23 protein-coding genes are annotated in these 25,172 nt (G+C 44.2%); 9 read left to right on the top strand and 14 right to left on the bottom strand.

What is annotated here, in order from left to right; translation table 11 throughout:
• The first annotated feature begins 133 nt into the window (after nucleotides 1-133).
• Entirely contained in the window at nucleotides 134-1,570 is a 1,437-nt protein-coding gene (gene dacB / locus I2494_RS10975; protein WP_218466963.1) for a serine-type D-Ala-D-Ala carboxypeptidase, read from the top strand.
• Nucleotides 1,571-1,625: 55 nt separating this feature from the next.
• On the opposite strand, the gene amyA is transcribed toward dacB, so the two are convergent.
• The 5 genes from amyA to rplU form a co-directional block, all read right to left on the bottom strand.
• A complete protein-coding gene (amyA, locus tag I2494_RS10970) occupies nucleotides 1,626-3,122 on the bottom strand; it encodes an alpha-amylase (RefSeq protein ID WP_218466964.1) in 1,497 nt (498 codons plus the stop codon).
• Between the two features lie 147 nt (nucleotides 3,123-3,269).
• Nucleotides 3,270-4,448: an Obg family GTPase CgtA gene (gene cgtA, locus I2494_RS10965; RefSeq protein ID WP_130590254.1), complete on the bottom strand. Its 1,179-nt coding sequence runs from the start codon at nucleotides 4,446-4,448 to the stop codon at nucleotides 3,270-3,272.
• Nucleotides 4,449-4,532: 84 nt separating this feature from the next.
• Nucleotides 4,533-5,495, bottom strand: coding sequence for a DMT family transporter (locus tag I2494_RS10960; protein WP_218466965.1), 963 nt, complete (start codon nucleotides 5,493-5,495; stop codon nucleotides 4,533-4,535).
• Nucleotides 5,496-5,696: 201 nt separating this feature from the next.
• The gene (rpmA, locus tag I2494_RS10955) at nucleotides 5,697-5,954 is read right to left on the bottom strand and encodes a 50S ribosomal protein L27 (protein WP_108901277.1); all 258 of its coding nucleotides are present in this window, start codon (nucleotides 5,952-5,954) and stop codon (nucleotides 5,697-5,699) included.
• Between the two features lie 16 nt (nucleotides 5,955-5,970).
• Nucleotides 5,971-6,282, bottom strand: a complete 312-nt coding sequence (rplU, locus tag I2494_RS10950) for a 50S ribosomal protein L21 (protein ID WP_130590252.1) — start codon at nucleotides 6,280-6,282, stop codon at nucleotides 5,971-5,973.
• A 272-nt stretch (nucleotides 6,283-6,554) separates the two neighbouring features.
• Here rplU and ispB point away from each other — a divergent pair, with 272 nt between their 5' ends.
• Nucleotides 6,555-7,526, top strand: a complete 972-nt coding sequence (gene ispB / locus I2494_RS10945; RefSeq protein ID WP_218466966.1) for an octaprenyl diphosphate synthase — start codon at nucleotides 6,555-6,557, stop codon at nucleotides 7,524-7,526.
• 58 nt (nucleotides 7,527-7,584) lie between these two features.
• Here the strand turns inward: ispB and I2494_RS10940 are convergent, their stop codons facing one another.
• Together I2494_RS10940 and I2494_RS10935 are read right to left on the bottom strand one after the other, a co-directional pair.
• Nucleotides 7,585-7,959 (bottom strand): DNA-binding protein, encoded by a 375-nt coding sequence (locus tag I2494_RS10940; RefSeq protein WP_218466967.1) that lies wholly within the window; start codon nucleotides 7,957-7,959, stop codon nucleotides 7,585-7,587.
• 27 nt (nucleotides 7,960-7,986) lie between these two features.
• Nucleotides 7,987-8,367 (bottom strand): DNA-binding protein, encoded by a 381-nt coding sequence (locus tag I2494_RS10935; RefSeq protein WP_218466968.1) that lies wholly within the window; start codon nucleotides 8,365-8,367, stop codon nucleotides 7,987-7,989.
• Between the two features lie 608 nt (nucleotides 8,368-8,975).
• Here I2494_RS10935 and I2494_RS10930 point away from each other — a divergent pair.
• Nucleotides 8,976-9,236: a helix-turn-helix domain-containing protein gene (locus tag I2494_RS10930; RefSeq protein ID WP_218466969.1), complete on the top strand. Its 261-nt coding sequence runs from the start codon at nucleotides 8,976-8,978 to the stop codon at nucleotides 9,234-9,236.
• 81 nt (nucleotides 9,237-9,317) lie between these two features.
• Here I2494_RS10930 and mdh read toward each other — a convergent pair whose 3' ends face one another.
• On the bottom strand, nucleotides 9,318-10,256 hold the full coding sequence (gene mdh / locus I2494_RS10925) for a malate dehydrogenase (RefSeq protein ID WP_218466970.1): 939 nt from the start codon (nucleotides 10,254-10,256) through the stop codon (nucleotides 9,318-9,320).
• A gap of 287 nt (nucleotides 10,257-10,543) precedes the next feature.
• Between mdh and argR the strand changes: the two genes are divergently transcribed.
• Nucleotides 10,544-11,014 carry a transcriptional regulator ArgR gene (gene argR, locus I2494_RS10920; protein ID WP_108901271.1) on the top strand — a complete coding sequence of 157 codons (471 nt, stop codon included), beginning with the start codon at nucleotides 10,544-10,546 and terminating at the stop codon, nucleotides 11,012-11,014.
• 57 nt (nucleotides 11,015-11,071) lie between these two features.
• On the opposite strand, the gene mpl is transcribed toward argR, so the two are convergent.
• Nucleotides 11,072-12,445: a UDP-N-acetylmuramate:L-alanyl-gamma-D-glutamyl-meso-diaminopimelate ligase gene (mpl, locus tag I2494_RS10915; RefSeq protein ID WP_218466971.1), complete on the bottom strand. Its 1,374-nt coding sequence runs from the start codon at nucleotides 12,443-12,445 to the stop codon at nucleotides 11,072-11,074.
• A 171-nt stretch (nucleotides 12,446-12,616) separates the two neighbouring features.
• Here mpl and fbp point away from each other — a divergent pair, with 171 nt between their 5' ends.
• The 3 genes from fbp to ppa all read left to right on the top strand — a co-directional run bounded on the left by fbp (nucleotide 12,617) and on the right by ppa (nucleotide 15,497).
• A complete protein-coding gene (fbp, locus tag I2494_RS10910) occupies nucleotides 12,617-13,621 on the top strand; it encodes a class 1 fructose-bisphosphatase (RefSeq protein WP_218466972.1) in 1,005 nt (334 codons plus the stop codon).
• A gap of 183 nt (nucleotides 13,622-13,804) precedes the next feature.
• Nucleotides 13,805-14,551 carry a sulfite exporter TauE/SafE family protein gene (locus I2494_RS10905; RefSeq protein WP_218467028.1) on the top strand — a complete coding sequence of 249 codons (747 nt, stop codon included), beginning with the start codon at nucleotides 13,805-13,807 and terminating at the stop codon, nucleotides 14,549-14,551.
• Nucleotides 14,552-14,969: 418 nt separating this feature from the next.
• Complete coding sequence (ppa, locus tag I2494_RS10900; protein WP_108901268.1) at nucleotides 14,970-15,497, top strand: inorganic diphosphatase; 528 nt, start codon at nucleotides 14,970-14,972, stop codon at nucleotides 15,495-15,497.
• Nucleotides 15,498-15,564: 67 nt separating this feature from the next.
• Here the strand turns inward: ppa and I2494_RS10895 are convergent, their stop codons facing one another.
• From I2494_RS10895 to tamA, 3 genes are read right to left on the bottom strand one after another with little or no spacing between them, the layout of a single operon-like run.
• On the bottom strand, nucleotides 15,565-15,912 hold the full coding sequence (locus I2494_RS10895) for a gamma-glutamylcyclotransferase family protein (protein WP_140919711.1): 348 nt from the start codon (nucleotides 15,910-15,912) through the stop codon (nucleotides 15,565-15,567).
• A gap of 2 nt (nucleotides 15,913-15,914) precedes the next feature.
• Nucleotides 15,915-19,661: an autotransporter assembly complex protein TamB gene (gene tamB / locus I2494_RS10890; RefSeq protein WP_218466973.1), complete on the bottom strand. Its 3,747-nt coding sequence runs from the start codon at nucleotides 19,659-19,661 to the stop codon at nucleotides 15,915-15,917.
• 2 nt (nucleotides 19,662-19,663) lie between these two features.
• Nucleotides 19,664-21,364, bottom strand: coding sequence for an autotransporter assembly complex protein TamA (gene tamA / locus I2494_RS10885; protein ID WP_218467029.1), 1,701 nt, complete (start codon nucleotides 21,362-21,364; stop codon nucleotides 19,664-19,666).
• Nucleotides 21,365-21,583: 219 nt separating this feature from the next.
• On the opposite strand from tamA, the gene msrA reads away from it, so the two are divergent.
• Nucleotides 21,584-22,222, top strand: coding sequence for a peptide-methionine (S)-S-oxide reductase MsrA (msrA, locus tag I2494_RS10880; protein WP_218466974.1), 639 nt, complete (start codon nucleotides 21,584-21,586; stop codon nucleotides 22,220-22,222).
• A 144-nt stretch (nucleotides 22,223-22,366) separates the two neighbouring features.
• A complete protein-coding gene (locus I2494_RS10875) occupies nucleotides 22,367-23,704 on the top strand; it encodes a hemolysin family protein (protein WP_218466975.1) in 1,338 nt (445 codons plus the stop codon).
• Nucleotides 23,705-23,786: 82 nt separating this feature from the next.
• On the opposite strand, the gene I2494_RS10870 is transcribed toward I2494_RS10875, so the two are convergent.
• Together I2494_RS10870 and cysQ are read right to left on the bottom strand one after the other, a co-directional pair.
• Nucleotides 23,787-23,993 (bottom strand): DUF1107 domain-containing protein, encoded by a 207-nt coding sequence (locus I2494_RS10870; protein WP_218466976.1) that lies wholly within the window; start codon nucleotides 23,991-23,993, stop codon nucleotides 23,787-23,789.
• 247 nt (nucleotides 23,994-24,240) lie between these two features.
• On the bottom strand, nucleotides 24,241-25,008 hold the full coding sequence (cysQ, locus tag I2494_RS10865) for a 3'(2'),5'-bisphosphate nucleotidase CysQ (RefSeq protein ID WP_228350922.1): 768 nt from the start codon (nucleotides 25,006-25,008) through the stop codon (nucleotides 24,241-24,243).
• Nucleotides 25,009-25,172 lie beyond the last annotated feature (164 nt).

Below are 25,172 nucleotides of genomic sequence, written 5' to 3'. Positions count from 1 at the left end.
TATAAATTAGCCGCTCAAATAATGGTACACTACTCTTTAAACGGACGTTTGCCTGAGCGTATCACTGATTTATTGATATCAAACTGCGTTGGGTAATCATTTTTTTATGCAGAAAAGCAGGTCATTTTTCACTATGCGCTTATTGAAAGTTTTCAGCGGAATTGCCTGTTCACTGGTTATTACTGGTGCACAAGCCACTCAAATAGAACAATACACTCAACTCTTACCTGAAGGTGCCAATCTTTCATTGATGGTACAGAAGGTTGGTGCATCAACACCATCTATCGATTATCAGGACAAACAGCTGACATTACCGGCCAGTACCCAAAAAGTCGTCACAGCACTGGCGGCACTGTTACAGTTGGGTGCTGATTATCGTTTCACAACGACTATTGAAGGCTCTGGTTCAGTCAGTAATGGCACATTGAATGGTGATTTAATTGTTCGTTTTAGTGGCGATCCTACGCTGAAAAGTCAGCAAGTACGCGCAATGATTCAATCTCTTAAGCAGCAAGGAATTCGCCAGGTATCCGGTAGTCTGGTAATCGACACCTCAGTATTTGCCAGCCATGACAAAGCCCCCGGATGGTCGTGGAATGATATGACCCAGTGTTTCAGTGCGCCACCATCAGCCGCTATTATTGATAAAAACTGTTTTTCTGTCGCATTACAAACCGCTAAACAGGAAGGTGGCATAGCTTCAGTACAGGTTGCATCTTACTTCCCGGTTCAGGTCAGCAGTCAGGTGCGTTCTTATTCAAGAAACTCTCCTAATGCTCGTTTCTGTGAATTTGATGTTACCGCCGGTGAAAACCTGCGTTATACCCTGACAGGCTGTCTGACTCAGCAAGATAAGCCGATTACTTTGTCATTCGCCGTTCAGGATGGTAATGAATATGCGGCTCAAATTGTGAAAAATGAGCTGAGACAGGCAGGTATCCAAATTGGTAACGCCATTCGCTACCAAACCACTCGCACTGGCTCAGGTAAAGTATTAGCCCAAAATCAGTCTGCTCCTCTGCATGACCTGTTAAAAGTGATGTTGAAAAGTTCAGACAATATGATTGCTGATACGGTTTTCCGCACTATGGGTAATAAACAATACGACTTGCCGGGAACCTGGCGTTCTGGCTCCAGCGCAGTTCGGTTAGTATTGCGTCAGCAAGCGGGAATCGATATTGGTAATACGGTGATTGCCGACGGTTCTGGCTTATCGCGCCATAATCTGATTTCTGCTGACACCATGATGCAAGTTCTACAGTACATTGCCCGCAACGATAGCCAATTGGATTTTATATCTATGTTGCCTACCGCAGGTCAGGATGGAACCTTACGCGCACGCAGCGGTTTTAAAGAGGCGGGTTTAGAAGGCAAAGTATCAGCTAAAACAGGGGCATTGCAGGGCGTTTATAATCTGGCCGGATTTATGACAACAGCCAGTGGCGAAAAAGTCGCTTTTGTTCAATTCCTTTCCAGTTATGCCATGTCACCGCAAGATCGTTCTGGCCGCAAAGCTACGCTGGCAAACTTTGAGAGTACGCTATACCGGGATCTGTACAACAGCAACTAATCGATGCTTTAGTAAAGTTAATCCGCCTGCTTTATACGTAATCAGGCGGATAGCTTTAATTTTCTTCCATAAACTCTTCTAATACCCAAACGCTAACGCTGCTGGCATTAACTGGAAATACGCCTTTCCCCTGCTCATCAGTTACTACCGTATCCTGACGAATACCGAGATAATCGCGATACTGCTTATTGGCTAATTCCTCACCCAGTTCTATTAACTTGCTGTTTTCCGCATCATTCGACAACACGACAACACAACCCGGTTCTTCCGCCGTTCCCTCCCGAACAAATGCAATACAGTTCGGAGAATCAAAATAATCTGTCTGCTGACCATTAGCAAAGCGTTGACGGGCGCGAATCAACAAAGGAAGCTCACGAATGGCCGGCATCTCTACCCGACACATTTTTCCGTCATGCCCCTTATCACGGTAGCTGGCACCAAACAGATCGGGATAGAAAATACAAGGAACGCCCTGCTCTCGTAATAAAATCAACGAATAGGCTAATGGCTTAAACCAGGGTTCAACCGGCGTTTCTAACGCTTGTAACGGCTGGGTATCATGGTTGGCAACCAAAGTGACAGAATGTGTTGCATCCACTGCTGTTAATGTATCGGCAAAAATTTTACTGAGGTCGAACGCTTTACCCTGTTGCGATGCATGATGAAAATTAAGATGCAATGGCGCATCAAACAGCATCAGTTTATCGTCAACCAATTCCAGATAATTCTGTAACGTAGCCAGATCGTGAGACCAATACTCCGCCACAGTAAATAAATCGCGCTGAACCGTACCTCGGGCATGATCGAGCCATTGCTTAAAAAACCATGCCGGAATGTGTTTAACCGCATCTAAGCGAAAACCATCGCTGGGAACCGTGTCCATCAACCAGGTAACCCAGCGTTTAAGCTCCTCCATGACCGCTGGATTACGGAACTCAATATTGGCTCCCATCAGATAGTCATAGTTGCCATTTTCACTGTCGACTTCATCGACCCATCCATCGTCAGTATAATCATTAACGATTTTGAAGATCCCTTCTTCTCTGGGCTCGTCAAGGTAGTCCACGCCGTTAAAACTGTGGAAGTCCCATACATATTCTGAATAAGTATTTTTTCTACCGGGAAATGTAAATCGGGTATAAGCCTTCGCCTCAATGACGTCATCAGAGATAATGTTCCGATCGTCAGGGTCAACCCGGGAAACTTTTATCTGTTCAGTTTCATCAGCGCCGATCTTATGGTTTAACACCACATCCAGATACACTTCCAGACCATTCTCTTTCAGTGTATTAACGGCTTTAAGTAGCCCTTCTTTATCGCCATATTTGGTTGCCCGGCTGCCCTTTTGTTCAAACTCACCTAAATCGAACAGGTCATAACTATCATAGCCGACCGAGTAGCCACCCGAAGCGCCCTTATAAGGCGGAGGCAACCATACGGCTGTAATTCCCAACTCTGCCAGTTCCGGAGCTCGCTCCGTAGCTTCTGGCCACAATTTGCCCCCATCCGGATAATACCAGTGGAAAAATTGTAATAAGGTCGCTTTCTTCATAGCATTTCGATTCCCCGATTTATAAAGGTACAGCCAAATCATAGAATCGATTTAGCAAATGGCTGTTTAAACCATAGACAATTTTAGTTCAGATGTAAAAAAGGCTACCGTAACAGGTAGCCTTTTATGCGTTTAAGATGGGCTTAATCAGCGCTCATAGACGATTTCAACACCATCATCATCTTCTTCATCCCAATCGTCATCATCCCAGTCTTCCTCATCAACATGTGGTTCTGGTTCTTCCAATTGGGTTCGGTGATAATCATCCCACATGAATTCGACTTTTTCAGGTGACTTCTCTTCAATCGCCATAGTCTTAGGATGAGCGTTCAGGAATGACATAACATCCCAACAAAGAGCCGTCGTACCTTCGCGATTAGCGGCAGAGATCAGATAATATTTACCTTCCCAACCCAGGGCATCTGCAATAGTTTTAGCTCTTTGTTGTGCTTCTTCTTCGTCGACCAGATCCACTTTATTAAAGACTAACCAACGCGGCTTATCAGCCAGATTTTCACTGTACTGATTTAGCTCATTCACAATAACGTGAGCATTTTCTACCGGATCTGACTCATCAATTGGTGCAATATCGATCAGGTGTAACAATACCCGACAGCGCTCAAGATGCTTAAGGAAGCGAATGCCTAAGCCAGCACCATCAGAAGCGCCTTCAATCAAGCCGGGAATATCCGCTACAACAAAGCTCTGCTCGCTGTCCATACGCACTACACCCAGACTAGGTACTAGTGTGGTAAATGGATAATCAGCAACTTTAGGCTTAGCGGCTGAAACTGCACGAATAAATGTCGATTTACCGGCATTCGGTAGCCCTAACATTCCTACGTCAGCTAGCAGCAGCAGCTCCAATAGTAATTCACGCTTATCACCTGGAGTACCACTGGTCTTTTGGCGCGGGGTTCGGTTAACCGAAGATTTAAAACGCAGGTTGCCCAAACCGTGGAAACCACCTTTGGCTACCATCAGTTTTTGCCCATGACGTGTTAAATCACCCAGCACTTCACCCGTTCCCTGATCCAGAATACGTGTACCGACAGGCACTTTAATCGTGATATCAGAACCTCTGCGACCGGTACAAGCTTTGCTTTGACCATTCTGCCCACGCTCAGCACGGAATGATTTTTCAAAACGATAGTCAATCAGTGTGTTCAGGTTTTCATCAGCAATCATGAAAACGTCGCCGCCGTCGCCGCCGTCGCCGCCGTCCGGCCCGCCTTTAGGAATATATTTTTCACGGCGGAAACTGACACAACCATTACCACCATCGCCTGCTTCAACGCGAATGACGGCTTCATCAACGAATTTCATTCACTGTCTCCGTAATTTATCTGTTTAGTTTACCCGCACACTTTTCCGTCAACATGCTAGGCCTGTCTGATGTATAAAAATGTATTATTTCAGGGGTAAACTGGTGTTTTTCTCTGACCGCCGGAGAAATAATCGATGACCCGCAGCGGAAAACATGGCGCCCATTACCACAATGAATGCGCCGCTATATCCAAGTATATTTAGCACGGTGCTGGAGAACATATCCGGCCACATCAACGCTAATAAATCAGAAAATAATAAAGTAAACAGCGGTGTCAGGGTGATCAATGCGCTCACCTGAGCCACTTGCCAGCGCGCCATGGCTTCTCCCAGCGCACCGTAAGCAACCAGCGTGTTTAAACCACAAAAGGCTAAACAGGCTAGTTGCCAACTATTCAGTTGATAAACCTCCGACGGATCCGCCAACGGAGTCACAAAAATAGTGCTCAACACATAGAGTAAAAACAGGATTTGAGAGGCTGATAGCCTACGCTGCAATACCTTCTGCGCTACGCCATAACTCACCCAAACCAGAGATGCACACACGCCTAATAAAACACCGCGGGTGTAATCCGTCAGACGAGTAAAAATCTCAATCAAGTTTGTATTAAAAAACAGTATCAAACCCACAATCAGCATCACTGCACCAATAATTTGAGTGACCCGCATATTCTCTTTAAGAATCAGCACACTGGCAAATAGCATTCCTACAGGAGAAAGCTGCCCTATTACCTGTGAAGCAGTTGGACTCAAATACTGTAACGCCGAACTAAAAAAAACAAAGTTAGCCGCCAGCCCCACCGCTGCAATAAGCAGCAATATCAACCAACGGGGACGACGAAATAAACCTAAACGAGGTAACTTACGCTGCATCATTAATATCAAGCCTAATCCAACAGCCGAAATTAAAAAGCGATACCATACCAACGTATAAGGTGTCATCACCGGAAGAACTTGTTTCATCGCGATAGGCACCACACCCCATAACACGGCGGTGATCAGGGCAAACGTTATGCCTAATGCCATACTCTGCTTAACTTGCGACATTTCTTTCCGGAAGCTCCAGAGCAGCGCTTCTGCTCTTAACTGTACCTAACTGATGGGCGTTCGATCTTTTTTCAGGTTCGAGCTTTAACTAATCGAACCTTCGCCAGTTACTTTAATCGTCCCTATAAAGTAACACATTTTGAAAATAAAAAGCCCCGCAATAATCATTGCAGGGCCTGGATCTCTTTGGCTATCGGAAAATTATTCAGCAACGATGCTTATAAATTTACGATTTTTTGGGCCTTTTACTTCAAATTTGACTTTACCGTCAATTAAAGCAAACAGGGTGTGGTCGCGACCACAACCAACATTGGTACCCGCGTGGAATTTAGTACCACGTTGACGAACCAGAATGTTACCTGCCAGAATTGATTCACCGCCGAAACGTTTTACGCCCAGACGTTTACTTTCAGAATCGCGGCCATTTCGTGAGGAACCGCCAGCCTTTTTATGTGCCATTTATCCGCTCTCCTACTTAAGCGCTGATACCAGTGATTTTAACATCAGTAAACCACTGACGGTGGCCCTGCTGCTTACGGTAGTGTTTACGACGACGGAACTTAACGATTTTAACTTTATCGCCACGACCGTGCGCCACAACTTCTGCTTTAATTTTGCTGCCGTCTACGAATGGAACGCCGATTTTAACGTCGTCACCATTAGCAATCATCATCACTTGATCAAACTCAATAGTTTCACCAGTTGCGATGTCCAGCTTTTCCAAGCGAACAGTTTGACCTTCGCTTACTCGGTGTTGTTTACCACCACTTTGGAAAACCGCGTACATATTAACTCCGCATTTCCGCACACCCACTTCCAGCTAAATATAGTGTTATTAGAGTGCGCTATAAAATATTCACAATAGGGCGCGAATTCTACGCAAAAAACTTACCGTTTACAAGCTCAGAATAAGAGAAGAATCAGAAGAAAATAAATAAGCACTTTTAATGGCGTTCATCTATGCTATTTTTCGAGTACAATCTCCCCGACCCTGCGTTCATTTTGCTGCGCTAGTGGATGGCTCTTACTATCAAAATCATAATATTATAATTTGACGCTATGAATATTGAAAAAATCACCCAGTTAGCAGAAAAGGACATGGCGGCAGTTAATGCCGCAATACTTGCCCAGTTGGATTCCGATGTTGTTTTGATCAATCAACTGGGCCACTACATCATCAGCGGCGGTGGAAAACGCATTCGGCCCATGATTGCTGTTCTCGCTGCCCGGGCACTGGGTTACCAGGGGGATGGGCATATTACTTCCGCGGCTTTAATCGAGTTCATTCATACCGCGACGTTACTTCATGATGATGTGGTTGATGAATCCGACCTTCGTAGAGGAAAAGCCACAGCCAATGCTGCATTTGGTAATGCTGCCAGCGTGTTAGTAGGTGATTTTATCTATACCCGCTCTTTCCAGATGATGACCAGCCTCGGTTCATTAGAGATTTTAAAACTGATGTCATCAGCGACTAACGTCATTGCTGAAGGCGAAGTCATGCAATTGATGAACTGTAACGATCCTGATATTACTGAAGAAAATTATATGCAGGTGATTTACAGCAAAACGGCACGACTTTTTGAAGCTGCCGCACAGGCTTCAGCAATACTTGCAGGTGCCACACCAGAACAGGAAAAAGCGCTACAAGACTATGGTCGTTATATTGGTACCGCATTCCAACTGATTGATGACCTGCTGGATTACAGCGCGGATGGTTCAAAACTGGGTAAAAACCTGGGAGATGACCTGAATGAAGGTAAACCAACATTACCATTGCTTCACGCTATGCGTAATGGCTCAACTGAAAGCGCGGCTCAAATTCGTGAAGCGATTGAACAAGGAAACGGACGCCATTTACTGGAGTCTGTCCTTGAGACAATGAATCAATGCGGTTCACTGACTTATACACAGCAGCGTGCAGAAGAAGAAGCGGGTAAAGCAATTGCCGCCTTAGCCTGTTTACCAGATACGCCTTATAAAACAGCATTAGAATCACTGGCTCGTTTGTCTGTACATCGGGATACCTAGAAATTCGACGTCTGTTTACCTTAACTATTCACAGAGCTGATATAATTTAACGCTTATATCAGCTCTGTGAAGCATCATCACTACCGTCACCCCAATTAATTTTCGCCATTAATCCGGCAATGCCTTGCCTCATAATCAAAGAGATAATTTTCTCTCGTTCTGCCTCAGTTAGTTGGTGAAACGCACTTGTCCAAACGGCTAATAAATCATTAGTAATAGCATCAAATTGCACTCCATTCTTTTTAGCCTGCAGTGCAATTTGAACCTTTTCAGGGATACTATTGATATGATATTCCAAAGCCTTTCCCTGTACGCCAGTGCGTTTACGGCTTTCCCACTTCTCCCGATGGGCTTTTTGATTGATGCCCTGAATGGTACCGGGTAATCCAGCAACGCCAGTCAATTCTCTGGTCGAAAACCATTCTTTTTTCATTGCACCATCCAATACAAAAGTGCTAAATCAGCAAACTTCTTCTACTTCAGCAGGCTCAACGGTAAACATATTAACTTTATCCATTAATCCTGAAATACCATGACGAACAATCAAAGAGATGATTTTTTCACGCTCAGTCGACGTTAGTTGGTTATATGCTGTTACCCAAATGGCAAAAGGATCATTAACCATCGCACTATACTTTGCCCCTTCTTCATGGCTGCGAAGTACAATCCTGACTTTATCTGGAATGCTATCAATGTGGTATTCAAGAGCTTTACCCTGCACGCCAGTACGTTTGCGACTTTTCCATTGCTCACGACGTGCTTTTTGATTAATTCCCTGAATGGTTGAGGGTAACCCAGCTATTCCAGTTAACTCACTTGTTGAAAACCATTCTTTTTTCATAAAACACCATCCCTTTATTCCAATATTCCTACTGGTTCCAGTTACTTCTTACGCTCCTGAAAAAACAAACAATAAAGAAGTAAACAAATCCATATCTCTGATAATTTTCAATCAGAGTATATAAACAAGTAAGTAGTTTATGTTAGTTGATTAAATAAAAGAATAGTTTATTTAGTACAGCACCCCTGTCTTTTAATACAGGAAAATGAGTTGCAGAAATGCATCTCATGCGTTGTGATGAATAATTTAAGCAATTGATAAATAAAATTATATTAACTATAAGTAGTGTTTTTACAATATTGTTGGAGAAAATGGGATATTAAAGTTATTTAAAAACAATTTAATTGATTCAATAAATTATTTTTAATAAACAAGTTAAGAAAATAAAAAAAACATTCGATTTAATTTTGTTAAAAAACAAGCTACTGAATCATATAAACCGCCAACCATAATAAAAAACACCCTATTCAATAAAAATAAATCATTTGAATTATATTAAGAAATTTGTTGATATAAATTTTACTAAAAAATAAAAATGGTTAATAAATATTGTGTTATCTATCCCTTATAAACAACAAGTTTATACTGACTTTAAAAGGAGACATTAAATGATTTCAAGGAAAGAGGATTGGCATTCTGCAGATATCATTGCCGCCTTACGTAAAAGAGGCACGACATTAGCAGCTTTATCACGCCATTCCGGTTTAAGTTCATCCACTTTAGCCAATGCGCTCGTGCGTCCATGGCCCAAGGGAGAAAGGATTATTGCAGAAGCGTTGGAAAAACACCCTTCTGAAATTTGGCCCAGCCGATACTTAAGGATAAAAAACAATCGATTACTTTCTGGTGAACAAGAACACACCCGATAGTAATAAAAGCGACCTTAAATGAAAAACCGCTAGCGAAACTGTTTCGATAGCGGTCTGATATCACTTAATTCTAAGAGGACATTATCCCTGAATGAATTTTTCACCCAGTTCAATATCTTTGTGCAGTACATCCAGCATTGAATCCAGCGCTTTTTGTTCAAATGCGCTTAATGTACCGATCTCTTTTCTGCTCTCGATACCGTTTTTACCTAATACCAACGGCTGAGCGAAGAAACGTGCATACTTACCATCACCTTCGACATAAGCACATTCAACCACACCTTGTTCGCCCTGTAATCCGCGCAGCAGTGACAACGCAAAACGTGCCGCTGCCTGCCCCATTGACAGGGTTGCCGATCCGCCACCGGCTTTAGCCTCAACGACTTCTGTACCTGCATTTTGAATACGTTTAGTCAGAGACTCGATTTCAGCATCGGTAAAGCTTACACCAGGAATTTGTGACAACAGAGGTAGAATAGTTACCCCGGAGTGACCACCAATAACAGGAACTTCTACATCGCCAGGTAACTTACCTTTCAGCTCCGCGACGAAAGTATTAGAACGAATAATATCCAGAGTAGTTATGCCGAACAGTTTATTTTTGTCATAGACACCAGCTTTCTTCAATACTTCTGCTGCAATAGCTACAGTAGTATTAACAGGGTTGGTGATGATACCAATACAGGCTTTTGGACATACCTGAGCTACCTGCTCAATCAGATTACGTACAATACCCGCATTAATATTGAATAAATCCGAGCGATCCATACCTGGTTTACGTGCAACACCTGCAGAAATTAAAACAATATCAGCGCCTTGTAGGGCTGGTTTTGCATCTTCACCGCTAAATCCGGTGACTTTAACTGCTGTAGGAATATGACTTAAATCAACAGCAACCCCCGGAGTAACCGGCGCGATATCATAGAGAGATAATTCAGAATTCGCAGGAAGTTGCGTTTTCAGTAACAGGGCTAAAGCCTGACCAATTCCACCGGCTGCGCCAAGAACTGTAATTTTCATTCATTACTCCTTTTGTTTTGCTTATTTTGATGTGTAACTAAAATGCAACATCAAGCTTAGAGGATCGTGAGCATAATCACCAATCCTTAGATTTAAGATTGAGATATGCTGCAAAGAATAATTAATTAAAAACATTTTGGTCACATGAATCGGGAATTAAAAACATTTTGGTCGTGAGAATCAGGCGTTAAATGCATTTTAATCACAACAATGAGTAAAGACTTTTGAGTACTCGGCCATTTTTATTCATAATACTAGTATTGTTATCCAACTATCGACGGTGCACGATGCGAAGCCCAACAAAACAAGATGATTTGGTGAAGGCGTTTAAAGCGCTGTTAAAGGAAGAAAAACTTAGCTCTCAAGGAGAAATTGTTCAGGCTTTACAGGATGAAGGCTTTGAAAACATTAACCAGTCCAAAGTCTCTCGTATGCTAACCAAGTTTGGTGCAGTACGAATTCGCAATGCGAAAATGGAGATGGTGTACTGTCTGCCAACTGAGTTAGGTGTGCCTACAGCAACCAGTCCGCTAAAAAACCTGATTCTGGATATTGATTACAACGATGCACTGGTAGTGATCCGCACCAGCCCCGGAGCAGCACAACTTCTGGCTCGATTACTCGATTCGATCGGTAAATCAGAGGGAATTCTCGGCACTATTGCCGGAGACGACACGATTTTCACTACCCCCGCCAGAGGGTTTAGCGTAGAGCAGCTTTACGAAGCAATTCTCGATTTGTTTGAGCAGGAACTCTGATACTACTCAAAAAATTAAGGCCTTCCGAAGAAGGCCTTTTTTATAGATCAATTCCGGCTACTGGGTATCTTTCTGCTTTTGTTTTAACCCGGCTAACAGCTTATCGTGAATCCCACCAAAACCACCGTTACTCATGACCAGAATGTTATCTCCTGGCTGAGCGCTACGAACAATCATATCTACCAGTGCATCCAGATCGCCAGACCAGTGAGCGGGCTGAATACAGGCATCAGTTACATCAGAAACCTGCCATGGAAGATTAGCGGGTTGTAACAGGAATACTTCATCCGCTCGGCCAAATGCCGGAGCCAGCTCATCTTTACTCACGCCCATCTTCATCGTGTTTGAGCGAGGTTCCAGCACAGCCAGAATACGAGCCGTCCCACCAACTTTACTGCGCAAAGCAGTCAGGGTGGCTAAAATTGCAGTTGGGTGATGAGCAAAATCATCATAAACGGTAACACCATTAACCTCACCACGTAATTCCAGGCGGCGACGTGCATTAATGAAGTCATCCAACGCACGACAAGCATCCTGAGGTTGAATACCAACATGACGGGCTGCAGCAATAGCCATCAGACCATTTTGCATATTGTGTTCACCAACCAGCGACCAGTTAACCTCACCTACCACTTCGCCATTTAGCAGCACCTGATAATGACTTGCATCAGCTGTGAGCTTATTCGCTGCCCACGTTTGCCCTTCGCCGGTGGTTTCTAATTCACTCCAGCACCCCATATTAATCACGTGCTTTAAGTTCAGATCGTTTTCTGGCAGTAAAATCTTGCCTTGTCCCGGAACTAAGCGCACCAGATGGTGGAACTGTTTCTGAATTGCCCGCAAATCCTCAAAGATATCGGCATGATCAAACTCAAGGTTGTTCAACACCAGCGTACGCGGGCAGTAGTGAACAAATTTGGAACGCTTATCAAAGAAGGCGCTGTCATACTCATCGGCTTCAATCACAAAAAACGGACTGTCTCCCAAACGAGCCGAAACATCGAAGTTTCCCGGTACGCCACCAATAACAAACCCTGGCTTATAGCCACAGCTTTCCAGAATCCAGGTTGCCATACCGGCAGTAGTGGTTTTGCCGTGTGTACCCGCTATGGCTACCACCCAACGATCGCGCAATACGTTGTCATGTAACCACTGCGGCCCGGAAGTGTAAGGAATGCCTTCTTCCAACACTGTTTCAACGCATGGATTTCCACGCCCCATCGCATTACCAATAATGACCAGATCGGGACGAGGACTGAGCTGTGATGGAGAATATCCCTGAATCAAGTCGATACCCTGTTTTTCTAACAGCGTACTCATTGGTGGATAAACGTTAGCATCAGAGCCGGTGACCTGATGTCCGAGGGCACGGGCCAACATGGCAATACCGCCCATGAAAGTGCCACAAATACCAAGAATATGAATATGCATTATATTTCCAGTTTTTGGTGTATCGAGTTAGCTCTCATTCTAACGCCTCAGGTAGGTTATAAGAAGGGGAATAACCTATCAATTTCTTTAACCTTTAGTTAAAATTTCCCCACACATAACACGGATGGCATACCATCGCCATTATACCTTCGGTTGACTCAGGAATCGTTCATGAAAACGTTAGGCGAATTTATCGTCGAGAAGCAACAAGACTTCCCTCACGCTACAGGCGAACTTACTTCACTGCTTTCAGCAATTAAACTAGGCGCCAAAATCATTCACCGTGACATTAACAAAGCGGGTCTGGTTGATATTCTGGGCACTAACGGCGCTTCTAATGTGCAGGGTGAAGCTCAGATGAAGCTCGATCTGTATGCTAACGAAAAGCTGAAGGCCGCACTCATAGCCCGTGGCGAAGTGGCAGGAATTGCCTCCGAAGAAGAAGATGACATTGTTGTTTTTGAAGGCGAGCGCGCCACTCATGCAAAATATGTTGTTTTAATGGACCCATTGGATGGCTCTTCAAATATCGATGTAAACGTCTCTGTCGGTACCATTTTCTCTATCTATCGCCGTATTACACCAATCGGTCAACCAATCACTGAAGCAGATTTTTTACAATCTGGTAATCGTCAGGTTGCTGCTGGCTATGTGGTTTACGGCTCATCAACCATGCTGGTATACACTACTGGCGTTGGTGTTCATGCCTTTACCTACGACTCTTCTATTGGGGTATTCTGCCTGTCTCATGAAAAAGTTCGTTTCCCAACTAAGGGGAACATGTACTCGATTAACGAAGGCAACTATATCAAGTTCCCATTAGGCGTTAAGAAATACCTCAAATTTTGTCAGGAGCAGGATGAATCTACCGGTCGCCCTTATACCTCCCGGTATATTGGTTCTCTGGTAGCTGACTTTCACCGCAACCTGCTGAAGGGAGGAATCTACCTCTATCCGAGCACCGCATCACATCCAAAAGGCAAACTTCGTTTACTGTACGAATGCAACCCGATGGCTTTTCTGGCTGAACAGGCAGGTGGTCGCGCCAGCGATGGATTCAGACGTATTCTGGACATTGAGCCTGAAGAGCTTCACCAGCGTATGCCACTATTTATCGGCACAGAATCTATGGTTAAAGACGCTGAACGTTTTATGCATAGCTATCCGGATGAGTAATATTTCTCATCGGTAAGTAGAAAGGGCAGATGATTCTGCCCTTTTTTATTAATCCTTCACAAGAAACTTGACCAAATCAACAAATTTAACATTTATATTCATATTTATTTACATTGTCAGGCATTATCATCATTTAACGATTAAGATATCAGTATCAATCTGGTTGTCATGAAAGAGGATGGTATGCTGGAACACCTTCAGTGGATCGATCTGGTCGTCATTGGTGTTGGATTAACCGTAGCCTATGTTATTTTTGGTATTACCGGTTTTGGTACTGCTCTGATTGCCAGCCCGTTACTGGCTTTCTTTATTCCGGTAGATAAAATCGTTCCTCTGTTAGCCCTGCTGGATTGCTCTGCTGCTATCACCAATGTCATGCGTGACAGAAAAAGTGCCGTGATGGGTGAAATTAAACGGCTGGTTCCTTTGATGATTATCGGTAGCCTGCTGGGAGCAGCCATTTTGCTCTATACCAATCCTGACAACTTACTGATCTATCTGTCGATATTTGTTATTTTCTATGCGCTTTACTCCCTGAGCGGCTTTAAACCCAATGCACAATTCACTTCGAAAGCTTCAGTACCATTTGGCTTCATTGGTGGTATTTTCAGCGCTCTGTTTGGCAGCGGTGGATTTATTTATGCAATTTATCTGTCAGGACGGATCTCTGATAAAAATGATATTCGGGTTACTCAAAGCACATTGATTGGACTAAGTACCTTCACTCGTATCGTGATATTTCTGGCTGCTGGCGTCTATACTGACTGGTCATTCCTTTCCATGGCATTAGCCCTGTTCCCTGCTATGATTATTGGCGTATTTATTGGCCGCCGTATCACGCTGGCGCTTTCCAGAGAAAGCTTTCTACGTATCATTAATCTGGTGATTTTGGTTTCAGGTATCAGTTTGCTGATTCGTGCGGTTATTTAATGGTTAGTATAAAAATTGACTGGTTATCATTGTTTACATTTATAAAACATTTATAATAATTCTGATTTACAATTCTCTGAGGCTGGATAATGAATAACATCATCAATAAAAGCATTGTCGCGCTGATTTCTATCTGTGCATTATCCGGTATCGGTGGCGTTGCGCTTGCAGGTCTGATTATTTATACCCATTCAATTTCCTGATAGCACCGTTTCGTTTCTGTCACCAGAGAATCGCTGTATTCTGGCTGGTTCCGCTTCCACGTTGGTATAAATCTCCCGATCCAATGTTTTAACTTATCTGTTTGATTAATCTTTAATTAAAAGCAATCTTGTCAAAAATTGAAGATTCCGCTCCAGAGTCGGCTATAATAGGCGCCAACTGTAACCCAACTTTATTTGAGTAGAAGGAAATAGAGATGAGCCTTAATTTAGTCCCGGCAGGAAAAGACCTTCCGGAAGATATCTATGTTGTTATTGAAATTCCTGCCAATGCCGATCCAATCAAATATGAAGTAGACAAAGAGACTGGTGCTATTTTTGTTGACCGTTTTATGTCAACCGCCATGTTCTACCCATGCAACTATGGTTACATTAACCACACTTTATCTCTGGATGGTGATCCGGTTGACGTTTTAGTCCCAACACCTTATCCACTGCTACCAGGTTCTGTTATCCGCTGCCGTCCGGTTGGCGTACTGAAGATGACTGATGAATCAGGTGAAGACGCTAAGTTAGTTGCCGTTCCTCACACTAAACTGAGCAAAGAATACGACCATATCAAAGATGTTAACGATTTACCGGAGCTACTGCGCGCGCAAATCACCCACTTCTTTGAACATTACAAAGATTTAGAAAAAGGCAAATGGGTGAAAGTTGACGGTTGGGACAACGCTGCCGCAGCTAAAGCTGAAATCATGGCCTCTTTCGAGCGTGCCAAAAAGTAATTCTGCTTTTGGTAAACGTAAAAAGAGCGCTAATTAGCGCTCTTTTTTGTGGTTCGGAGTTTCTTAATTACTCATCATGCTTACGGTGAACCCAATCACCGCTATCAATACGCTTTAGCCCTTCGACAGAATGCAAATACAGATACATCCACGCACTGCCGTAAGGCGTTTGTACCAGCTCTCGCTTGTAGTCCCGCGTATCGTTTTTCAACTCATCAAGCTCCGCCAGAATGGATGAATCGATGCGATAAACCTCACAATCGATCTCTCCTTCTCCTTTAATCACAGCAGGGTAATGCCCTAAATCATACAGCTCATAGCCAGCAATGCGATATTCACCAAGCCACTGGGCGTTTGTCATCCAGTGACTATTACCCTGACCCCGTCGTAAACTACCATAAACAATAATTCGCATAATCAAAACTCAAACTGATAGAGCAAATCCAACGCCTGATCGATACCAGACACCGCTTCAAGATACAATTTTGGCATCAGTCGATAGCGTAAAGTTAATGTTGCCAGTGAGTCAAAGATCCCTACACCATATTTTACCTGTAAGCCCGGCATAATATAGCCACTCACCACAACAGAAGAACTGTCGCCGACGCCTTGCGTATCCAGTGATAAATTTTTAACGCCAAACGCTTCACCGATCTGTCCAACCAGCTTACCGCTCTTGGCAACGCCTATTCCAATCAGCATCGAGGTCATCATATCACTGTCACCACCACCGCTGTCCAGCCCCTGCCCTCTGAGCAGATAAGATAGCGCTTGTTCCTGCGACATTGCCGGATCCGAGAAAATCTCTACTTTCGGTTCACTGGCAAGGCCGGTAACGCGAACTCCGGCAGTAACATCATTCTCTGTTGCATCAGGATTACGTATGGCCTCCAGATTCAACATCGGCTGATCGGCAGCACCTGCAAACAAAATTTGCCCTTTACGGATCACCAAGTCCTGCCCATAAGCGCGGAAAGAACCATCCGGAATATTAACCTGACCGTTTAAGCCTAGTCCTTTTTTATCCTGAGCGACTTTTAAATCACCCTGTAAACGCGCTTTTAAACCAAATGCATTAATCGAGACGTTATTGCCGATATGAATCACTAAATTACTGTTAATCGGTATCGATGCAGTTTTGGTTTCAATCGGTTTTAACTGGTTGTCCAACATCACTTCATCAGAAGAGATACCTGTAGCACTTTCAGGGATCTCCTCTACCGTGATTCTGGCCCAGGGCACACCGACAGAGCCATTTAACGTCAACAATTGAGGTGTTGCCTCAAAAACAATATCAGGAGAAACATCCAGCATCACTGTTGGTGGCATAGAAATGCGAATCCGGTCGCCTTTTGCCGTGATTGAAGCTCTCCATGCATCAATTTGACGCCAGTCTGCGTTCCCTCCGAGGTTCAACGAACCTTTCTCGGTTTGGATAAGCCCGGTTAATTCAGAACTGGTACCATTGAAATTCAGTGCAATACGACCATCTTTCACTGTCAAAGGAACCATCTGGGTATTCAGCTTTAGTTGATCAAGCACCAGAGGGCCGGAAATTCTTGGGTTTTGTGCATTACCGGACAGGCTTAAATTAGCATTCAGCACGCCGTCGGCTTTTTCACTGCTCAGCAAGACGGGTTTCAATAATGCGAGAGAAAAGGCATCGATTTTCACATTTCCGGATAAGCTGCGGCTATTTTGTGGATCATTTACCTGAAGGTTTCCGCTGAAGCTGCCGTTATTGGCTATTTTCATCAGCCAGTTAAGCTGGGCACGATTCCCCGTCAGATTGGCATCCAGCTTCATATCATCCAGTACCACGGGCAATGGACGACCATTAACAATTTGGGTTACTGCAACGCCGTCACCTTTCAGCAGTACTTTGGCCTGAGGTAACCCACCGTTAGCTTTCCAACTGATATCTGCATTACCGCTAAATACCCCTTTAGCTTTGGTATCTCTATCCAGTAATGGCGCCAACATCGCTAAGTCAAAACGGCTAAGCACAATGGAAGCCTGACCACTCGGGCCTGCTTCAATGGTTTTTGGCACACAAAGCTCTGCGTTTGGATTACGCCAGCAGTGAGAACCAATGCTGATGGTTTGCTGTGCGTTACGGTAGTCCAGCGCAACATCCTGTGAAGTTTTCCATTCACCAACCGGGGTATCGAACCGAGTATTGCTCAGCGCGCCTTTCCATCGCTCACTGGCGCGGTCAAAACTACCGGACAATGCCAACTGTCCGGACACCGGTTTACCATTAATATTCAGTTTAAGTTGGTGCTTGCTTTCATTACCTTCAGCATCAAGATTCAATTGGCTGACATTTAAATCGCCCTGTTTCAAACCACTTACTGCCAGCGCCAGAACCCCTTTTACCTGAGATTCTGAAGTGATATCGCTGTTCAGGGTCACTTTAGCAATTTGCATGTCCTGCCAGCCTAAACCACTTGCCGTTACGTCGGCTAACAGTTGAGGTGCTTTAGCATTGCCTCTGAGTTTTACTGTGCCTTTAGCAACACCGCTTAGCCCCGGCAACATCCCGGTCAATTTAGGGGCATTAATATCAGCATCCAGCACCCATTTGTTGGCCAGATCCCCTTTAACATCTACCGTATTAGGCCCCAGAGCCAAGTTAATACCTGGAATTACCCACTGACCGGCATCATTGCCTTTTAACGATCCGGTCGCACTCAGACGATTTTGTTTAACCTGACCATTCAGATTAAGTTCCGGTACATCGACCTGCCAGCTTCCACCATTCAGGCTGCCTTTGGTGCTGACTTTTCCGTTAAGGCTTACTGGCCATTCGGGCCATTGTTTTGCGGTATTGATGCTATCAATGGTTAACAGTGAGCGCCAACTTATGGCATTACTCCAGTCAACGACACCGCTCATCTCTGCTTTGCCCTGTAAGGCATTTAAACGCAAACGGGATAAATTAAACTGTTGAATATTACCGTTGCCATCAACCTGTACGTTGGCTGGAGGAATATCGGTTCCTTCAACGGCTGAACGTAAAGATAATGCGTAATTGGTCGCTTTTCCGGTCAGGCGCAGACGAGTGTCATTAACCTTATAATCAACTTTCCCTGTCAGTGGCCAGCGAACCTGTTTGCTCTCCAGAGTTAGCGCAAGCGGTAATCCTGCAGTAGCCAGCTCAGTTTCAGCTTTTAGCTGAGCGCCAATCGGGCCGGAAGCATTAAGGTTGACAGTTAACTGACCTGTAATTTCACCACCTGCAATTAACTTAACTTTCTCGCCCTTCAGAGAAGGGTCATTGACGGTAGCGTTAAGCGTAAGATTCAGCGGCCAGTGATTATTCATAGTGACTTCACCAGTCAGAGCAGCCATACCTTCAGGCGCATTCACTTTTAATGACTGGATCTGAATGTGGGACGCTTTGCTGATGGCCTGTAACTCCAGGCGATCTATCTGGATTGGTGTACTTCCTGCTAAACGTAAATCTTCACCAATTAGACTTGGTAAATTGAAATCCATCGGCAGAGGCACTTCCGGCAATGATGCCAATAGAGGCTCAGCAAACAGTTGCTTCAGCATCTCTCCGGTAGTTTTCTGTGGGCCAGTCGGAACAGGTTCCGGCTCAGACGACTCAGGCAGTACCACTAACAACTGGCGAATAGTGGTTGGCTGTATGGAGATTTCACGCTGCTGCCAGTTAGCTGCGGTACGAAACTCATTCAGGCTAATGGCAATATCGTCAACGGTTACGTTAACGTTATTTAAACGCAGCAAATTAAGCGCAATGGGATAAGGGGTTTGAATATCGGTAACCGGTTCACTTTCCGGTTCATCAATAACATCAGAGGTTGGGATCTGGCTGGTATTAACCTTAACATCAACGTCTGTGGCTGTAATGGCATTAACGCAAATCTTCTTGTTGGTGATGCAGCCCATATTGACTGACAAATAAAACTCACCAACACCAACATCAATACCGGGCATGGCATAACTAACTTTCGACAACGTTAAATCACGCCATCCACCTTCAACTTTGCCAATTTGTAATCCGGATACCAGACGCAGCGCCTGATTAAGCACAAAATGCAATCCACTCTGGGTTCCCAGTAACCAGGCCAGTGCACCACACACCAGCACAATCAACAATAACAGAGCAATCAGAACTCGTTTAACCCACTTCATCCTCATAGCTCTGGCCCCAAACCGATATAAATCTGCATACCATGCTTATCGCTATCCCCAATGGGAGCTGCGATATCCAACTTAATTGGCCCTATCGGCGACGCCCAGCGAACACCAACACCGGCCCCTTTCTTAAAGGTGTAGTCGTCTAATTTATTGACAGCATCACCACCATCAGCAAAGGCCGCACCCCACCAGTTACCGGTGACGTTATACTGATATTCCAGCGATCCGGTAGCCAGCTTGGAAGCTCCGGTTAATTTACCATCATCATCTTTTGGCGAGAGCGATTTGTACTTATAACCACGGATACTGCGATCGCCACCGGCGAAGAAACGCAATGAAGGTGGAACCTTGCTAAAATCACCGGTCTCTATCCAACCTAAGTTACCTCGGGCAATAAAGCGGTGTTTATCCCCCAAAGAGCGGATCCATACGTTTTGTGCCTGTACTACTGCAAAATTAACATCCGAACCCCAACTGGTTTCCGATACGTCTAATGAATAACGTTGGCTATCACCCCACATGGGCATCAGGCCTCCGCGTTGGCGAGTTCGGTTAATACTAACGCCAGGGTAGAGCAGCATGGTGGTATTGGTAACAGAACCCTGAGTAAAGTTATCCAAACTCCAACGCAGATTTACTGCTCGCTGCCAGCCGCTGGTACTATCCCAATACCGGGCAACGTTGAACATTCCTGAACTGGATTTAGTATCGTTTTGATCTTCATGCTTGTAGCCTGATTGCAGCAGGTAATATTGTTCTAACGGGCTTTTCTGCAATGGAATTTTATAACTGAAATCGAGACTTTGTTCCGGTGCAGAAAGGCTGATACCGCTCTCCAGGCTATGGCCTCGATCGTTAATCCACGGTTTCTTCCAGTTGGCTTTAACCCGGGGGCCTATATCAGTGGAGTAACCGCCACCAAGCTCAATGATATTTTGGGTTCTTGGAGAGAGGACACCTTCCAACGGTAATAGTTTATCGCCATAAACACCGTCAAAATTAGGTGAAACCACCACACTGTTAAACCAGTTGGTTGATGAAAGACGGCGGTTCAGTTCAGAAAGCTGAGCAGAGGTATAGTATTCCCCCTCTTTAAATGGGATCAAATTCTGCAAATAGTCATCACGAATCTGTGAATCGATAAAAGTGACCTTACCAAAGCGATAACGGTCGCCACTGTTAAAATCGATATCCCAGAATGCCTGATGGAGATCGGCAGCAACCCCCAATTGGCTTCGTTCAATGCTGGCATCAAAGAAACCACGGCGAATAGCCAGTCCGGTAAGGGAACCTTTAAAATCATCATAGGTACCGTGATCGAGAATGGTTCCTTTTGCAGGGATATCCTTTTTCAACAGGTCTATATAGAACTCATCTTCTTTTGCCTGACCGGTAATAATCACATTCGTCTGTTCAATGCGTACCGGTTCGCCTGGCGTTACCGTGGCGGTTAATGTGGGCTTTAACGCCAACCCTGACTGGATAACATCAAATTTAATTTCAGGATCGTAGTAACCTTTAGCCCGTAGCCCTTTACGAATCGTCTCTTCTACCTGACGAGTAAAACGAGGGTTATCAGAAATCTCTTCTTCAGGAATTGTTGAAAGTAGCGCCTCGACGTTTGCCTCCAGATCACCACTTAATCCTTTTACCTCCAGACTCAGCCCCGCCGTTTTTGCCGATGAGACAACCAGCATAAAGGGCAGCAACAGGTAAAATACTTTGTATCGTGATTGAGGCACTACAACTCCTAAAATAATCTATCTGATTGACTACAATGATTAACAACGTAGTAAGAGTTTAGATCAGGTATGCTTTATCTCATACCCTGTTAATTAGTTGTATATTGTCGGTAAAGATTGATTCAGATACAACCGGCTTAACCCTATCTTGACAAAAACATCCGGAGAAAATTTATGTTACCCGTTAATATATTAGAATTCACCTCGCCGGAAAATGCCCTTCCCGGCAGAGATACACCAATGAAAGTCGCCGCTGAGCACTTAGTCTTACACACACCAATGACCGGGATACCCCCAAATATGTCAGAAGCAATTTTCGCAATGGGTTGTTTTTGGGGTGTAGAACGCCTGTTTTGGCAACAGCCTGGGGTATATAGCACTGCCGCAGGATATAGCGGAGGCGTAACACCTAATCCAACTTATCGCGAAGTTTGCAGTGGACAAACAGGGCATGCAGAAGTAGTAAAAGTCGTTTTTGATCCATCGATTATTAGCTATACCGATTTACTCAAATTGTTTTGGGAAAATCACGATCCAGCTCAGGGAATGCGGCAAGGAAATGATATCGGCTCCCAATACCGCTCGGCTATCTATGCAACCACGCCTGAACAGTTGCAACAAGCACTGGATAGCGAAAAGGCTTTTACTAAAGCCATGAGTGATGCCAGAGATACGCGACATATCACCACTGAAATTACTATGGCGAAGCCTTTCTATTTCGCTGAAGATGAGCATCAACAATATCTGGCCAGGCATCCTAATGGTTATTGTAATCTGGGCGGTATTGGTGTTTGCCTGCCACCAGAAACCTAAAGACATATGACAAGCGTTAACCAACTGTTATACTAAATAATGATAACGGACTAAAGCCCGTCGGCCCTCATAGTCCGTTACCCTTTTTGCTCGTTCAGAGTACTCAACGTTAAAGTCTATTTCCGATATAACTGCGGATAAATTATGTTAAACAGTCTATTACTGATTATTTTGTTGATCGCGATAAGTGCGTTCTTCTCTTTTGCCGAGATCTCTCTCGCCGCCTCAAGAAAAATGAGGCTGAAAATGATGGTGGATGAAGGCAATGTTAATGCAGCCCGTGTACTGGAGCTACAGGCAACCCCTGGAGTTTTCTTCACCGTGGTACAAATTGGCATTAATGCCGTCGCCATTTTGGGCGGTATTGTGGGTGATTCTATCTTCTCCCCTTATGTTGCCGCTTTTCTCAGCCGTTTTATGGAGCCCGAACTTTCAGAACAACTTGGATTTATCATTTCATTCTCTATTGTTACCAGCTTATTTATTCTGTTTGCCGACCTGACACCAAAACGCATTGGCATGACATCACCGGAGGCAGTCGCGATCCGGATTATCAATCCAATGCGCTTCTGTATTACCTTGTTCCGCCCACTGGTTTGGTTCTTTAATGGTATGGCTACTCTGATTTGTCGCCTGTTTAAAGTTCCGATGATGCGTAATGACAACATTACCTCTGATGATGTGTATGCCGTATTTGAAGCCGGCGCTCTGGCTGGAGTATTACGCAAGCAAGAACATGAACTGATAGAGAACGTGTTCGAACTGGAATCCAGAACGGTTCCCTCTTCCATGACGGCTCGTGAACATGTGGTCTATTTTGAACTGGATGAACAGGAAGCCGAGATTAAAGATAAAATCGCCAACTATCCCCACTCCAAGTTTTTAGTTTGTAATGGTTCCATTGACCAAATTATTGGCTATGTTGACTCTAAAGATTTACTGATACGGGTTTTGAGCAATCAGAGTCTGACCTTAAAAGGTGGGGTTCAAATCCATACTCCGCTGATTGTTCCGGATACCCTAACGCTGTCAGAGACGCTGGAAAGCTTTAAAGTGGCCGGTGAAGACTTCGCGGTCATCCTGAATGAATATGCGTTGGTGGTTGGCATCATCACCCTTAAAGATGTGATGACCACACTCATGGGCGATTTGATTGGCCCCGGACAGGAAGAACAGATTGTTGCTCGTGATGAAAGCTCATGGCTGGTTGACGGTGTAACACCTATTGATGATGTGATGCGAGCCCTGTCTATCGATGAATTTCCGCAGTCAGAAAATTATGAAACCATCGGTGGTTTTATGATGTACATGTTGCGTAAGATTCCAAAGCGTACTGACTCAGTGAAATTTTCAGGCTATAAGTTTGAAGTAGTTGATATCGACAGCTACAAAATCGATCAGTTGCTAGTGACTCGACTACAGGATAATCCGGCGATATCACCGGAAGAGAGTAAAGAAAAACAATCAAAAGAAACTGAATAAAAATTCATTATTCAGAAAACAAGATGGCCATCGTTAAAGATGGCCATTAAAGTTAACATAAGATGTGAATATTCATTCAATATCAGGCAAATTCAGCGCGTAACTCCTGAACTTCCCGGTTTACTTCCGCCATAACATTGAAGTGAATTTTATCACATACTTTTGGAAGCAGAATTTTCCCCATATCAAACTCAAATGCACCAATACCCTTGATGTAGAGCCTGCCACGGAAGAGAGTCTTCACGTATAGCGCAATCCGTTGTGGATTGTAGCTAGGGAAGATTTTCATTTCATGTCCTCCATTATTATTAAGACGTAACGTCACTATAGCCCGGTCACCCGAACAACTCGTTAGTGACACTAGCTATGTCTCTTAGTTAACACTACTATTCTTTATACTCATAGCCTCTTTAACGTTATTTACATAACATGCTGAAATGTCAGGAAAGCAGTGAGTACCAATAACTATAGGACAGAAATTGAATTTTCACGAATTAAAAACTATATAATGTGAAGTATATAAAATTTAACACTTATTAACTTAGTTTATTCCGAGGGTTAGCTGAAACATAAAATCCGGGATTAAGAAATGTGTGAGCTGGCGCATAGTTAAGCGGAATATTATCCCAATTATTCACTTGTAACCCTGCCGCACGCACAATCGCATGACCCGCAGCAGTATCCCAAATACAGGTTGGCCCAAAACGGGGATAGATTTGAGCACAACCTTCTGCAACCAGACAAAATTTCAGTGAAGACCCCACCGCAGTAGTTTCATAATCACCCAGAGATGTCAGAAATTGTTCCAGTTGCTCATCGCGATGTGAGCGGCTACAAACCACTTTAGGTGGATATGCCAGCTTTGGGCTTATCCGCTGTCGGTTGCCTTCAACCTCTTTCCATGCGAGCTCATCTTCTGCGGCATAAAGTACATTCGGCACAGGAGCATACACCACGCCCATCACCGGAATGCCCTGCTCAATCAAAGCAATATTGACGGTAAATTCACCATTGCGATTTAAAAACTCTTTAGTCCCGTCCAAAGGGTCAACTAACCAGTAACGCTGCCAGTGACGTCGCTCATCCCATTCCTGAGGAGATTCTTCAGAAAGAACGGGAATATCTGGCGTTAGCAGGGTTAAGCCATCAACAATAACCTGGTGGGCAGCCAAATCGGCGGCAGTCACCGGCGAGCTGTCGGCTTTAAGATGAGCATCCAATGGCTGATACCCTTGATAAACCTGCAAAATAGCCTCACCAGCCTGACGAGATAACAGGCAAATCGATTCTAATCTATCTGACACCTGCAACATAAATCCCCTTTTCCATCACCATCAGAATTATTCAGATTAGCAATTCTATACATAATAACCAGTTTTTCAGGTAATTAACTCTCAGGGTTTCCCCCATCTACAAGCTAAAACAGAAACACGCATTGCATTTTATTAAGATGCATTTAAAATGCATC

Source organism: Limnobaculum allomyrinae (assembly GCF_016649425.1).
Taxonomy (GTDB): domain Bacteria; phylum Pseudomonadota; class Gammaproteobacteria; order Enterobacterales; family Enterobacteriaceae; genus Limnobaculum; species Limnobaculum allomyrinae.
Note: the sequence above shows the minus strand (reverse complement) of the source record. Positions and strands in the feature narration are given on the sequence as shown.